The sequence below is a fragment of the Vicinamibacteria bacterium genome (assembly GCA_035620555.1).
Lineage (GTDB): Bacteria > Acidobacteriota > Vicinamibacteria > Marinacidobacterales > SMYC01 > DASPGQ01.
Window position 1 is genome coordinate 1 of record DASPGQ010000035.1, and the last position, 13,609, is coordinate 13,609.

The following is a 13,609-nucleotide window of genomic DNA, read 5'->3' on the forward strand; positions in this document are numbered from 1 at the left end:
ATCTCGTCGAGGAGGATTAGGCTCCGTGGCGTCGCCTGGTGCAGGATATGAGCCGTCTCCTGCATCTCGACCATGAAAGTCGAGCGCCCGCGGAACAGATTGTCGGATGCGCCCACGCGAGTGAATACCCGATCCACGACGGGAAGCTTGGCCTCGGAAGCCGGGACGAACGAGCCCATCTGGGCCATGATCACGATGAGCGCCGTCTGTCGCAGATAGGTCGACTTTCCCCCCATGTTGGGCCCCGTCAGAACGATGAGATGCCGCTCGGGGTCCAGGCTGAGATCGTTCGGCACGAAGGGCTCGCTGCTCGTCGCCTCGATGACGGGGTGCCGGCCGTCCTTCAGCTCGATCTCATAGCCTCGGTGGAGTCGCGGTTTCGTATAGTTGTAGACGGTGGCGATCTCGGCGAGTGAGGTGAGGACGTCGACCGAGGCGACCGCGTCCGCTGTCGCGCGGATTCGTGGCGCTTCGGCGGTCACGCGCTGACCCAACGCGAGGAAGAGCTCGCGTTCGATGACCTGAATGCGCTCCTCGGCGTTCAGGATCTTGTCTTCATACTCTTTCAACTCGGCTGTAATGAATCGTTCCGATGCCACCAGCGTCTGCTTGCGGACATAGTCATCGGGAACGGCGCCAAGGTTCGATTTGGTGACCTCGATGTAGTAGCCGAAAACCTTGTTGAATCGAATCTTCAGCGACCCGATGCCGGTCCGCTCGCGCTCTCGGGCTTCGATCCGTGCGAGCGTCGCTTTTCCATGAGAGCGCAGCGAACGGAGCTCGTCGAGCTCGTGGGACACTCCTTCGCGTATGATACCTCCGTCCTTGAGCCCCGCCGGCGGCTCGGGGACGAGCGTTTCTTCGATGTCCCCGCGCGCTTTCTCGACGGGATCCAGCCCCTCGCGAAGGCTCTTCAGGAGATCCGCTCGCGAATCGGACAGGAGAGCCTTGAGTAGAGGTATCTTCGTGAGCGAACCCGCCACGCCGATGAAGTCACGCGGGCTCGCCGTGCCCAGCGTGATTCGGGAAACGAGGCGTTCGAGGTCGAGCACGTTTTTCAGTACGTCGCGAAGCTTGCTTCTTCGGATGGTCTCGAAACCAAGCTCCTCGACTCCGTCGAGCCGCTCGAGGATCCCCTCGATATTCACGAGAGGCCGGAGAAGCCAGCTCCGAAGGCGCCTCGCCCCCATCGGAGTCGCGGTCCGATCCAGGATGGCAATCAGGCTTCCCTCGCGCCCGCCCTCGGTGATCGAGCGGGTGAGCTCGAGATTTCTCTGGGTGACCGGATCGAGCACCAGATGCTCGGCCGCCTCGATGCATCGGATCTCGCAGATATGGGCCAGCTGGCCTCGTTGGGTCTCCTCGAGATATTGAAGCGCGGCGCCGGCGGCAGAGATCGCGAGGGGTCGGGAATCGAGACCGAAGGCCGACAGGTCGATCGTGCGGAACTGACGGAGCAGGAGGCTTCGGCTCGCCTCGAGCTCGAACCGGAATCCCTCGCGTGGGGTGGCAACGGGCCGCTCCTCGGCTCCCAGAGCACTCCACGCCCCGTCGGGAGGCGGGCTGCCCTCGGGATGAATCAGCTCGCGAGGACGGTAAGTCAAGAGAGCTTCACCGAGCTTTTCGGACAGGTCCTCGCCCTCGAGCTCGAAGGCGACGAAATCGCCCGTGGAAAGGTCGGCAAGCGCGACTCCGATCGCGCTCTTGCCCGGTGAGACGGACATGAGATAGCTCGGCTCGCGAGCCTCGAGATAACCCTGGTCCAAGAACGTCGAGGGAGTCACGACTCGAACGATGTCGCGCCGCACGATCCCTTTGGCCTGGCGCGGATCCTCGACTTGCTCACATACGGCCACCTTGAATCCACGCCGTATGAGCCGGCCGATATAGGTGTCGGCGGCGTGATAGGGAATGCCGCACATGGGGATTGCGGTGCCGCCGGGGTCCTTCTGGCGGGAGGTGAGTGTGAGCTCCAGTACCCGGGCAGCCTTCAGTGCGTCGTCGTAGAACATTTCGTAAAAATCGCCCATGCGAAAGAATAGGATGGCGTCCGGCACCTGGCGCTTCATCTCGTGGAACTGTCGCATGGCGGGCGAGGCTCCGGGCTCGCGCACCCTTTCGGTGGAAGTCGACATGAGGACGCGGGGCATTGTACCGCGAAGGGGTTGCTCGCCGGCGACGTGACAAAATAGGATTCCCGAAGAGGGATGCGAGTACTGGCCGTGGACACGACCGGTGCCCACGGAAGCGTGGCGCTTCTGGACGGAACCGAGCTCGCCGGAGTCATTGGCATCCGCACCGCGCGGCCACAACATGCCGAACGACTGCTTGCCACAGTGGACGATCTCCTCGAACGGTCTCCTGGCGGGATCGCTGGAATCGACGGTTTCGCCGTTGTCGTGGGGCCGGGCTCGTTCACCGGACTCAGAATCGGAATCTCGACCGTCGAGGGGCTCGCCTACGCCCTGAAAAGGCCCGTCGTCGGGGTTTCGAGTCTCGACGCGACCGCATTCCGCCATCGCTTTCAGGCCGGTCTCATCGTTTCCGTCATCGAAGCCTATCGCGGTGACGTCTACGCCCGGTGCTACGTCTCCAACGGATTCGAGCTCGTCCCGGGTATGGAGCCCGTCTGTGAGGAACCCTCACGCTTCGTGGAGCGTCTCGATGAGCCGCCCGCCGTCGTGGCGGGCACGGGCCTCGGCCGGTGCGCGAGCTGTTTTCATGATCGGTTCGGAGATGTGGTGAGACTCGCCGATGCCTCTTTCTTCCTCGCGGAGGAGGTTGCGCGCCTCGGTACCGAGCGCCTGGCGCGAGGCGAGTCCGCTCCCCTCGGGGGCCTCGAAGCCCTCTATGTCCGGCCGTCCGAGGCGGAGCGCAACCGGGACCCGAAGAAAGCATGAGCCACTCTGACGGCAGAAGCGGTCTCCTGGAGCGCTATGCGATCGTGCGGATGGAGAAGAGGCACCTCGACGAAGCCCTCATCATCGAGAAGGAGAGTCAGCCCAACCCCTGGTCGAGACAAGCCTTCCTCCACGAGATCGAGGGGAACCCGTTGAGCCGGCCGCGCGTGGCCGTGACCATCACCCGTCCATCGGAGGTGGCGGGCTACGCGATTACCTGGCTCGTGCTCGACCAGCTCCACATCCAGAATCTCGCGGTACGTCGTCGCGACCGCCACCAGGGTTTGGCCGAACTTCTCCTCGTTCGGGCCATCGAGGAAGCCGTGGAAGACTCCGCGTCGACCGCTCTCCTCGAAGTTCGGCGCTCGAACCTTGCCGCGCGAAACCTGTATCGGTCGCTCGGGTTCGAGGAGTTCGGCCACCGCCGGGGCTATTATACGCGCCCGGTCGAAGATGCTCTGCTCTACCGGAAGGACCTCCGTTCGTGAGTGCCGTCTTCATGCTGGGCTTGGCAACGCTGGTGGCGGTGGGGTGTCTGCGACCGGTGCTCGGCGAGGGAATCCGTGAGAGCTGGCACGGGCTCGTCCTGCTGCTCGGCCTCGGCTGCAGCGTTCTCGGGGTCGTTCGCGCCCGCGCTCGGGGTGCGGGCCACGAGGGGATCCTCCTTTCGTTTCTACCGCTCGCTCTTGCCGCCGGTTATCTCCAGCCGCAACGCGTGGCGAGCGACGGCATCTTCTACTTTGCTCCTCTGCATTCGGTCGTCGTCGATCTCGATCTGGATTTCGAGAACGAGTACCGAGTGCTCGGGGCCGAGCCGGGTTATTTCCAACGGACGGCGACGGGTCGATTGCCGAACAACTTCAGTATCGGCCCAGCTCTGCTCTGGGCTCCGTTCTATCTCCTCGCGCACGGGCTCGGTCATCTCGGACTGTACCGTCCGACGGGGTTCGGGTACCCGTATTTCACCGCGGTCGCGACGGGAACCGTGCTCATCGGCTTCGTCGGGGTCGTAGCCTTGTTTCGGCTCGCCCGGTGCTATTTCGAGCCGTCGATTGCCTTCGCTTCCGTCCTTTTCTGCTGGCTGGCGACGTTTCACGTCTGGTACATGGTGTTCGAGCCCTCGATGTCACATGCGCTCGCGATCACGAGCGTTTCTTTATTCTTCCTCTCGACCCACCGCGGGGTCGAAGGCCTTCGCGGCTACGCGCTCATGGGTGCGCTCGGCGGCCTCGTCGCGCTCATCCGGTGGCAGAACGTGATCCTGCTCCCGGTTGCCCTCGGGGTGAGTCTGTCGCGCCGCAGATTCTCGCCCCGAGAATGGCTGGTCGGGGGCGCCGTGTTCCTCTTGGTCTCACTTCCGCAGCTTGTCTATTGGAAGGTTCTCTATGGTTCCTTCTTCCTGGTACCCCAGGGTCGAACGTATCTCGACTGGGCGTCACCAGAGATCGAGGCGGTGCTCTTCTCGTCGCGCCATGGCCTCCTGTCGTGGGCGCCCATACTCTGGACCGCGGTGGCCGGACTGCCCGCTTTCGTTCGCCGTGCTCCCGCTTTCGGCTGGGGAATCGTCGCCTCTGCCCTGGGGGTGCTCGTCGTGAATGCGAGTGTCTTCGACTGGTGGGCGGGAGCATCGTTCGGCTCGCGTCGTTTCGATGGAGTCGTCCCGGCATTCGTTCTCGGCCTCGCCGCCGTCATCGAATGGCTTCTGCCGCTGGTCGCTGCGCGGCCACTCGTGGCGCTGGGCGCCATGTTGGCGCCGTTCGTCGTCTGGAACGGGATGCTGATGGGCGTCTATTTCCGGGGAGCGGTGCCCTCGGACGGACCGGTCTCCTTCCGGCAGGCGGCGGCCGACGGGATCGAGCTCTGGTACCGGCACACGGGCTACCCGTTCTCCTGGCCGGGCGCGCTCGTCGACCGAGTGCGGCTAGGCCGACCCCTATCCGTTTACGACCTCTTCGGCTCCCAGTCGCTCGCGAACAACGTCGACGTTCGAATGGGGGAGACGGACGACCTGTATCTGGGCCGTGGGTGGTCGCCGCCCATTCGCGAGCGAGGGCGGACGGTTCGGGACGTTGCCGCCGACGGCGGTGAGGTTTTCGTGGCCCTCCGTGAGCCGGCTCCCTATGTGCTCGAGCTCGAAGGCGAGCCGGGGGGACGGGCCCGAGTCCTATGGGATGCCGAGCCCATCGAGACCGTCGCGCTCGACGACCAAGGCGATGCTTCGCTCGTCGTGCCCCCGCGACGCGTGCGCTCCGGAGCCAATACCATCACTCTCGTCCCGCTCGGGGCAGCTCGGCTCCGGATCGGAAGGATACTTCTGACGAGACCGGGGACCTTCGAGTGAGCGCATCGACGACAAAATCGCCTGGTCGCGGCGGTCAAGGAGTGTTGCGAGCTTGCAGCCGTTCCGAACGCTGTGATACTTTGAAATACAGGTGGTCGTTATGGGTGCCATCGCAGTTCCGTTGAATCATCGTGCCGGAGGGAACTTGGATGGAAATTTCGTCTTCTCAAGTCCGTGACCTCTTGATGCGTGAATGTGAGGAGTTTCAGCAGCTTTCGAGACGACACCAAGAGCTCGACGAACGGCTGGTTAGGCTGACCGAGAAACTCTTCTTGACCGACGAAGAGAAGGTCGAGGAGGTCACGTTGAAAAAGAAGAAGCTCGCCATCAAAGATAGAATGGCTCACATGATCCGAAGCCACTGAGCTTCGGCCCGAGCGCCACGAGAGCGAGAGCTCTAGTCGCTCACCGTCTGATGAGTATTGCGCCTCAAGGGCTCCGCTATATCCTGTTACTGGTCGTGGCGGCGGGGCTGGCATACGTGGTGTTTCCCATCCGCGCCGCTGCGGGTGTCCTCCTCGGCCTGGCGCTCTTCGTCGCATTTTTCTTCAGGGATCCCACCCGAGTCCCACCGGCCGATTCCAGGATTCTGGTATCGCCGGGCGACGGCAGGGTGGTCTCGGTCGGTCCGGGAAGGGTCGATTCATCGTGGACCGAGATCGCGATTTTTCTCTCGATTTTCGACGTCCACATCAACCGCTCACCCCTCGCCGCGGTGGCGCGAGCCATCCGATACACACCGGGACGGTTCATGGCCGCTTACAAGAGTCAGGCGGGCTCGCAGAACGAGAGAAACGAGATCGAGCTCGCCGATGGTGACTACGTGGTGATGGTCCGCCAGATCGCCGGAGTCGTGGCCCGGCGAATCGTCTGCACCGTTCGTGAGGGTGAATCGATCGGGCGCGGCCAGAGAATCGGCCTGATCCAGTTCGGTTCCCGGATGGAAGTCGCGCTCCCTCCGGACACCGAACCGCTGGTTCAGGTCGGAGACCGCGTCCGCGGTGGCGAAACCCCCATCGGTCGCCGAACATGAAGCCAGACGAAAAAAGGAAGGCGCGGCGTGGCATCTACCTGCTGCCGAGCGCGTTCACGGTTGCCAACGTCTTCTGCGGTTTCTACGCGATCATCTGCAGCATGCGCGGTGATCTCGGCTTGGGGGGGGTGCTCATCGGCCTCGCCATTCTCCTCGACACCCTCGATGGCAGGGTGGCACGTTTTGCCAACGCGACGAGCGAGTTTGGCAAGGAGTTCGACTCGCTTGCCGACCAGGTGTCTTTCGGGGTGGCGCCCATGGTGCTCGCCTATCAATGGGGGCTTCACCTGTGGCCGCGGCTCGGGTGGCTCATCGGATTTCTCTTCGTCATTTGTGGAGCCATGCGACTCGCCCGGTTCAACATTCGCCAGTCGACCAGCGACAAACGTTTCTTCGTCGGCCTTCCGATACCCGCGGCCGCGGGCGTCGTGGCGGCGCTGGTCTATCGTTTTCCCGAGCCGCTCGCGACCCGCGCCGATGCCGTCCTGTTGATCGCCCTCGTCATGGCACTGTCGCTGCTCATGGTGAGCAAACTCCGATATTACAGCTTCAAGGACTTCGATCTGAGGCGGCGTCAGCCTCACCTCCTCATACTCTTTCTCGCTCTCCTGATCGTCGCCGTCTTCACTCATCCCCAGGTGATGCTCTTGAGCATGGCGACGGCCTATCTGCTGAGCGGTATCATCTTGAAACTGTGGTCCGCCATGGCGCGGAGGGGGACCGAGTCGAGGGACGAGCTTGCGAATCACGCGGACCCGGGACGGCCGTGAGGGGTCTACGCGTCGGCATCCTCGGGCCGAACAGTCCGTTCGGGTCGGCGGTTCGCGAATGTCTCGCGGAGGGATCGGTTCCGGTTATCGAGCTCAAACTCTTCGAGCCCGAGCTCACCGGGGAGGCCAGTTTGACCCAGTTCGGGGACGAGATCGTGGTCACGCAGCCGCTCGACTCCGACTTGCTCCCCAGACTCGACGTGCTCTTCATCGGTGGGGAAGGGGGCGGCTCTTTCAACCGGATTGCACGAGAAGCGGCCCGCAGCGGTGTACTCACTATTGTCCAGGGTGCGGTTGGACTGGACGGGTCCGTCATCGCCCCCGGCTTCTCGAAGTCTTTGGAAGGTGAGCTCCTCGCCATCGTTCCTCGACCCGAATCGTTCTTTCTCGGGGTCACGCTCGAGCGGTTGGCCCGAGAGCGCGACCTAGAGGCGGCAGTGGCCACGATTCTGGTACCGGCGCAGGCGAGCGGAGCCGCCGGCGCCGACGAGCTGCATCAACAGGTCGTGAATCTCTTGAATTTCAGAGCGGTACCGACCGAAGTGCTGAGGGAGCAGCTCGCCTTCAACGTGACCCTCAGTGGCCAGGCGGACATGGCCGAGGCGGTTCGCTTCGAAGCCGGATGTGTTGCCGGAGGCGAGGCGAACGTCACCGTGAATCTGGTCAGGGTCCCGGTCTTCCATGGCTATTCCATCTCGTTGTGGGTTCGGCTCAGCGAGGCGGTCGAGGCGAAGAGCCTCGAGGCGGCTTTCCGCGGGAGCCCCTTCGCAAGCGACAAGACCAGGCGTACGGAGAAACTACCGTCACCGGTCAGCGTCGCGGAATCGGATCGCATTCACGTGCGGGTGTTGCCCGCTTCTTCGAACGACGCGTCGCGGGAGCTCTGGTTGTGGGTGGTTGCCGATAGCTCCGTCTATGCCCCGGCGGCAACCGCGGTCGAGCTCGCCCGGGAGATCTTGTCCTGAGCTTTTCTCGAGTCTGTCATGTCGCCTGAGCTCCTGCGCCCGCTAGTGGCTGTGGTTTTTGGTCGTGGCCTCCGGCAGCCAGATCGTCACCCGGGTACCCTTTCCCCGCTCGCTCTCGAGCCGGATCGAGCCCCCGTGATCCTCGACGACTTTCTTGGCGATCGCGAGCCCTAACCCGGTTCCTGCCGCTCGGGTAGAGAAGTAGGGCTCGAAGACCCGATCCATGACATCGGGATCGATTCCAACCCCGGTGTCGGAGACGGTGATGGCGACACCGTCCCCGCTGCCGGCGACGCTCAGCTCGATGCGTCCGCAGCCGTCGATGGCATGAAGGGCGTTCTCGATGAGGTTCACGAGGGTCCGTTTGAATAGACGCCGGTCGGCGAGTACGCCGGAAACCTCCTCGGCACAGCGGCACTGGATGTCGACCTTTCCCGGCGGCGCCTTCAGGTAGGGCGCGAGCGTCTCACGGGCAAGCGCCGCCATGTCGGTTCGCTCCAGCGTCAGGGGCTCGGGGGACGCGAAGGTCGAGAACTCGCTCGAGATCTGCCTCAGGGTCTTCACCTGGTCGAGAATCGTGCTCGAACAATCCTCCAGCACCCTTTCGAAGTCGACGTCACCGTCCCGGTAGACGCGAAGGAGGTGTTCGGTCGAAAGCTGAATCGGCGTGAGCGGATTCTTGATATCGTGTGCGATCTGACGCGCCATTTCCGCCCAGGCCTCGAGCTTCTTCGTTCTCTCCAGATCCTGCCGCTGTTGCTTCAGATCGGCTGTCATCTGGGTGAAGCTTCTCGACAAGACACCGATCTCGTCCGTCGTCCCGGTATCGAGCTCGATATCGAGCTCGCCTTCGGCAACGCGTCGGGTGGCGGCGGTGAGGGCGTTGATGGGACCGGCGATCCTCCGGGCAAGCGAATGAGCGAGCCAGGCCGCGCCGATGGAAAAACCAAGGGCTGCCAGGAGTACGGTCTGATTTAGCGAAGAGACCCGCCGATCGATCTCTGGCTGTCGGGAGGCGAGCGGCAGCGAAAGAATGCCGGGCTCGTGATAACGCTCGAGCGTGATGGGGACGGAAACGACGAGATATTCGAACGAGCCCAGTGCTTGGACGTAAAAGGAGTGGGATAGTCGGTCGAGCACGATCTCGCGGTAGGCCGAGGGATGGGTTCTACTTCGGAGAAGGCCGCTCGCGAAGAGCTCGGGCTTGCTCGTGGCAACGAGCTCTCCGCGCCAGTAGACGTCCACGTCGACCGAGGCGAGCGTACCGACCCGCTCGAGGAGGCTGTCGGTCACGCCGTGGGAAGCTCGATTCTCACGTTCGTCGGGATCGAGCTCGGCGACGAGCCGTTCCACGACGTGGGCGCGAACGGTTGCATCCTGCTCCACGTCGCGCTCCAGCTGACGTACGACGATACCGCGGATGAGAAACGCGAGTGAGACGATGGAAACGAGTGCGATGAGCACGAAGGCCACGTACAGCCTTCCGTAGAAGCTTCCGGGGAAACGCTCCCAGAGCTCCCTTCGCGAGCCGCCGCGCGACCAGAAGAGGACTGCAATGGCCACCAGGCCCAGACCGGCGGCGAGTAACGACCAGCCCGCGAGCTCCGCCGCATAGGTGAGTGCTGGCTTCGCCGGGTAGGAAAGCGCGTAGAGGTAGATCGAGTCGGTAAAGAGATAGGTTTGGTGGATACCGTCCGCCTCGAGATATCTCACCCAGATCGGCGCCTGGCGAGCGGCTCGTACCTGCTCTTCCGTGAGCCGGATGGTGGAATCCGAAGACTGGAACACCGAGCTCCCATCGGACTGCAAGACGAAGAGCTCGAGCTCCTGGTAGGGAAATCGCAGTGGCGTTTCCCCCGGAGTGCGGAACAAATGCAAGTAGGGATTGGACGTGACGACGAAAGGCAAGTCGCGCCAATCGAAGGCGACGCCAAATCGAATCTCCCACGAGGATCTCGGTCCGGTGAGCGTGCGCCTCGCGAGATGGAACCCCGGATGCTGGGGCTCCCCCGGCAGGCCGCGCTTCTCGTAGATCCACTCCGAGGGTGCTTCGGGCAGCTCTTCGTCGCTTCCGAGCCATGGAAAGTTGAGCGCGAATCTCGAGACGATTCTTCCATCGGGATCGAGAATCTCGACCGCGGAGCTCGTCGCCGAAGAGGCGAGATCGGTGCCGACCCACAGTCGATAGGCGGAGTCCTCGCGCGAGAGGGGCTCGAGCCGTCCTTCGTCCTCCATTTGATCGATGGTGTGGGCGGTCTCGGCGACCACGTCGAGACGTGAGCCCTCGTGCTGGCGCACCGCGGGCTCGACCGTGGTTTCGACGAAATTTCGAACGGTACGGTCCTCGAATCGCGCCAGCCCTGGATAGAAGGTCGCGGCGGCGGCGAGCGGAAGGGCGAGCGGTGTGACGAGGACGCCCGGTCCTGCGGCGCGAAGCCGCGAGAGCAGGGCCGCGCGACGTAGAGCGAGCAAGTGCGCGGTGACGAGGGGCAGCGCCGATGCGAGAACGACACCGCCCCAGCCGAGACGAGCCGCCAGCAGATAGGCTATGGCCACGAGGAGGGCGTCGAGCGTCAATGCGCGGAGGAAATCGTTACGACCGCCGTCCTCGGACTCCCAGAGTGAGAGTGCCAGGCCGGCGATCAGCAAGCCGGAGACGAAGAGAAGCAGGAGCGCGACCTGGATCGCGAGACGGGGTGCATCCATCGGCAAGAACGAAATCGCCGACAGCCCGAGGCTCGAGTTCAACGAGGCATCGCGCACGACGAAGTTCACACTGGCGAGAACGATGAGCGCGATCGCTGAGCCACCGATCGTGGCCCGCTTCGACGCCGCCCTCTCCCAGCGCCACCGCTTCGGGAGAATGAAGCACGATGCGGCGAGCACGCTCGCGGTGAGGAGAAAGTCAGCGGGCGAGCGCGCGAGGCCAAACAACAGGGAAGAGGCGTAGTGGGCCGGATTGTCGAGATCCAGACTTAGGCCAAGCGGGATGTTGAGCCGCAGCAAAACCAAGCGGACAAACCACAACGCGGCGAGAATCACGCCGAAATGCGGCCGCTCGAGCCCGATTGCGATCGAGGCGGCCACCGCCGCGGCAAGAAGAGCGATGGACGCCGCCAGCGCGAATTTATGCCGCGTGTCGAGCCGGACGGTCGTGGGCATGGGCGCGGGAACGCGACTCCAGGCCATCAGGCTGCCGTCCTCGCACCTCAGGGCCGCACTGACGCGTGAGTTACCAGCGACGTCGCTCCAGAACACATCCCCACGCGTCTCGAAATCCCGCTCGAGCCGGATTCGCTCTTCTTCGGACGTGACGAAGTTCGCTTCGACGCTCCTCCCCGCCCAGGTCCCGAGGGCGTCGAAATCCGCCAGATATCGATTCTCCAAGCGACGGTCGGCTCTCAGGGGAATCTCTATGGAAACGAAGCCCAGGCGACTCCGAAGCGGCTCGATCACAACGAGATAGGTTTCCACTCCCTGCTCGAGGATGCGGCTCGTCGCCTCCAGAGGAACGAAGTCGTCGAAGAGCTCGGAGTCGAGCGAGACGTTATGGCCGGACCAGGCCAGTGGGCGCAGGGCCACGTCGTAGAGCGAGGCGCCCGGCGCTCCTGCTGGGTGGGCGCGCGGGAGCACCGTGGTCGCGAGCTCGCCAAAGACCTCCGAGCGGTAGTCCTCCGCATCGGAGCCCTCGACGGCCATCGCGAAGGCGGGAGTGCGAGCGAGTTGCCGCGCCGTCGAGCGCGCCGAACCGCATAAAGCCGTGAACCGTCTCTGTAGCCCCGAGGCGGTACGCAGCCCGTCGCGCTCACGAAAGCTTTCCCAGTCCCGGACCGAACGCTCACCGAGCCACTCGTAGCCGATACAACGGAGTGCCAGCGCCAAGAGAGCCCCGACGATGAGCCAGCGCTGGGCACGCCGATATGGGAGCGAGCGGGGGAGCAGCGCGGCGAAGAGAACGGTTAGAGAGAGGGCCGCCCAGGCGGCGGTGGCGTCGAGTAACTGAAAGTCGCTCCGAACGTCGTGAACGACGAGCCAGAAGGTGCCGGCGGTGAACAGGAGCGAAAAGGGCAGATCGCTGCGTTTCATCGATCGGGGGAGGCCGATGGCGTCGCCGGGCGACGGGACGTGCCTACCGGGGTGCGTTCCGAATTTCCGAGATGCGCCAATCCTCCTTCTTGCGCTCGAGCTTGAAACGGAGGTGCTCGGTCACCTTGCGGTCTTCGTCGGGCAGGACGTATTTCCACTCCGCGTGAAAACGAGCGCTCTCATCGTCCGTGCGCTCGATCGCCGATGAGTCGTAGGTGAACGAGTCGGTCTCCCTCTCCCTAAAGAGCTTTGCGAAGATGAACCGCAGCTGGCTCGGGCGGTAATAGCCGGCTTCCTCTCCCTTGGCTTTGAGCGAAACGTGGATCGGACTGGCCTGAAGGTAGTTTCCCAGCTCCTCCGCGTCCCCGAGCTCGAAAGCGCGCCCGATTCGGTCGATCGTCTCCTCGAGCCGCGCGTCGACGAGGTCTCTGTCCTCCGAAGAACGCTCGGCCTTCTCCCTCGCAGCCAGCAGCTGCTTGAGATAAGTCGGTGGAGGCTGGCCGAAGGCGACCGGCGGGACGAAGAGCGCGACCAAGAAGGAGCCCGCGATGATACGCCTCATCGTTAGAGACATGTTAGCCCTCACTTCTCGCCACTGTCAAAGCCAATGCACGTTTCGTTCCAGCTAAAGCGTTGCTGTAAACGGGGTTCCCCCAAGGGCGGTGGCCGGCTGCGCTCACTAACGGGGGACAGTGCTGTCCTCGGTTGATGGGGTGGGCATCGGGGGAGACTCCGACTGGTGACGCAGCAGGATGACATCGCCGGTGCGGATCACCGCCGCGATCCGGGACCGCTCGAACCACCGTGGAGTCGTCTCCCCGTCGGGAGTTTCGGCCTCCTTGGGCTCGGTCCCGACGAACGGCTGCCCGGTCATGGGAGGCGCCTCGATCCATGCCGAGGCCGGCATCAGAAGCTCGCCCGGCAGAACGTGACTCTTGCCGAGATGGCCCCGGCCCGTTTCCACCTCGACGAGGGTTCCATCCAGGGTCGTCACCAGGAGACGTTGATTCACCCGAATCGGTGTGCTTGCGGGCCGGCCGGGGAGACGGGCGCGCCATTGTTCGGATCCACCTCCCGAGTCATAGGCGTAAAGGTTGTTGCCGAAGGACGCTACGTAAACCCGGTTGCCCTCGACCAGGGCGGAAGATCGAATGGCGGCGCCGGTCGACCAGCGGAAATCGATCTCGCCCTTGTCGGTGCTCAGGCTGTAGAACTCTCCCGCATCGTCGCCGATGAAGAGTCGCTTGGAGTCGTCGCGGAAAACGGCGGCCGCGTGAAATCCCCCGCGGCCTATGAATCGCCAGACGGCGGAGCCGTTGCGTGCATCGAGCGCGATGAGCGTCCGCTCGGCGCCCGACACGACGAGCAGGGCGCCTTTGGTGGCGAGGGCAAGCGGTTTTTCCTCGAGCGGCGCTCGGAATACCGGACCCGCGCTCCAATCGTACGAGACGATGGCATCGGTCGTCGCGAGAAAGAACCGACCTGGCACTTCTCCGGGCAGGGGAGCGAGCGCG

General features: G+C 63.8%; 11 protein-coding genes. 7 read left to right on the top strand and 4 right to left on the bottom strand.

Annotation, left to right across the window (positions count from 1 at the left end; genetic code table 11):
* A partial coding sequence (gene mutS / locus VEK15_01225) for a DNA mismatch repair protein MutS (protein HXV59285.1) occupies positions 1 to 2,135 on the bottom strand: 2,135 nt, incomplete at its 3' end.
* Between the two features lie 72 nt (positions 2,136 to 2,207).
* On the opposite strand from mutS, the gene tsaB reads away from it, so the two are divergent.
* From tsaB to VEK15_01260, 7 genes are all read left to right on the top strand, one after another.
* Positions 2,208 to 2,900: a tRNA (adenosine(37)-N6)-threonylcarbamoyltransferase complex dimerization subunit type 1 TsaB gene (gene tsaB / locus VEK15_01230; GenBank protein HXV59286.1), complete on the top strand. Its 693-nt coding sequence runs from the start codon at positions 2,208 to 2,210 to the stop codon at positions 2,898 to 2,900.
* A complete protein-coding gene (gene rimI, locus VEK15_01235) occupies positions 2,897 to 3,388 on the top strand; it encodes a ribosomal protein S18-alanine N-acetyltransferase (protein ID HXV59287.1) in 492 nt (163 codons plus the stop codon). Before tsaB ends, rimI begins: the two co-directional genes overlap by 4 nt.
* Positions 3,385 to 5,241, top strand: a complete 1,857-nt coding sequence (locus VEK15_01240) for a glycosyltransferase family 39 protein (GenBank protein HXV59288.1) — start codon at positions 3,385 to 3,387, stop codon at positions 5,239 to 5,241. The genes rimI and VEK15_01240 overlap by 4 nt, the downstream gene beginning before the upstream one ends.
* Positions 5,242 to 5,426: 185 nt before the next feature.
* Positions 5,427 to 5,606, top strand: a complete 180-nt coding sequence (locus tag VEK15_01245) for a YdcH family protein (protein ID HXV59289.1) — start codon at positions 5,427 to 5,429, stop codon at positions 5,604 to 5,606.
* A 50-nt stretch (positions 5,607 to 5,656) separates the two neighbouring features.
* Positions 5,657 to 6,274, top strand: a complete 618-nt coding sequence (locus tag VEK15_01250) for a phosphatidylserine decarboxylase (protein HXV59290.1) — start codon at positions 5,657 to 5,659, stop codon at positions 6,272 to 6,274.
* Entirely contained in the window at positions 6,271 to 7,044 is a 774-nt protein-coding gene (gene pssA / locus VEK15_01255; protein ID HXV59291.1) for a CDP-diacylglycerol--serine O-phosphatidyltransferase, read from the top strand. Before VEK15_01250 ends, pssA begins: the two co-directional genes overlap by 4 nt.
* Positions 7,041 to 8,009, top strand: coding sequence for an Asd/ArgC dimerization domain-containing protein (locus tag VEK15_01260; protein ID HXV59292.1), 969 nt, complete (start codon positions 7,041 to 7,043; stop codon positions 8,007 to 8,009). Before pssA ends, VEK15_01260 begins: the two co-directional genes overlap by 4 nt.
* A gap of 42 nt (positions 8,010 to 8,051) precedes the next feature.
* On the opposite strand, the gene VEK15_01265 is transcribed toward VEK15_01260, so the two are convergent.
* The 3 genes from VEK15_01265 to VEK15_01275 form a co-directional block, all read right to left on the bottom strand.
* The gene (locus VEK15_01265; protein HXV59293.1) at positions 8,052 to 12,095 is read right to left on the bottom strand and encodes an ATP-binding protein; all 4,044 of its coding nucleotides are present in this window, start codon (positions 12,093 to 12,095) and stop codon (positions 8,052 to 8,054) included.
* 43 nt (positions 12,096 to 12,138) lie between these two features.
* Positions 12,139 to 12,669, bottom strand: a complete 531-nt coding sequence (locus tag VEK15_01270; GenBank protein HXV59294.1) for a hypothetical protein — start codon at positions 12,667 to 12,669, stop codon at positions 12,139 to 12,141.
* Positions 12,670 to 12,774: 105 nt separating this feature from the next.
* The coding region (locus VEK15_01275; protein HXV59295.1) for a PQQ-binding-like beta-propeller repeat protein at positions 12,775 to 13,609 on the bottom strand (835 nt) is incomplete at its 5' end.

Excerpts from the sequence above, each read along its gene's own strand:
- pssA (HXV59291.1), top strand. The coding sequence starts at position 6,271 with ATGAAGCCAGACGAAAAAAGGAAGGCGCGGCGTGGCATCTACCTGCTG.
- VEK15_01265 (HXV59293.1), bottom strand. The coding sequence starts at position 12,095 with ATGAAACGCAGCGATCTGCCCTTTTCGCTCCTGTTCACCGCCGGCACC.
- VEK15_01245 (HXV59289.1), top strand. The coding sequence starts at position 5,427 with ATGCGTGAATGTGAGGAGTTTCAGCAGCTTTCGAGACGACACCAAGAG.
- VEK15_01270 (HXV59294.1), bottom strand. The coding sequence starts at position 12,669 with ATGTCTCTAACGATGAGGCGTATCATCGCGGGCTCCTTCTTGGTCGCG.
- VEK15_01250 (HXV59290.1), top strand. The coding sequence starts at position 5,657 with ATGAGTATTGCGCCTCAAGGGCTCCGCTATATCCTGTTACTGGTCGTG.
- rimI (HXV59287.1), top strand. The coding sequence starts at position 2,897 with ATGAGCCACTCTGACGGCAGAAGCGGTCTCCTGGAGCGCTATGCGATC.
- tsaB (HXV59286.1), top strand. The coding sequence starts at position 2,208 with ATGCGAGTACTGGCCGTGGACACGACCGGTGCCCACGGAAGCGTGGCG.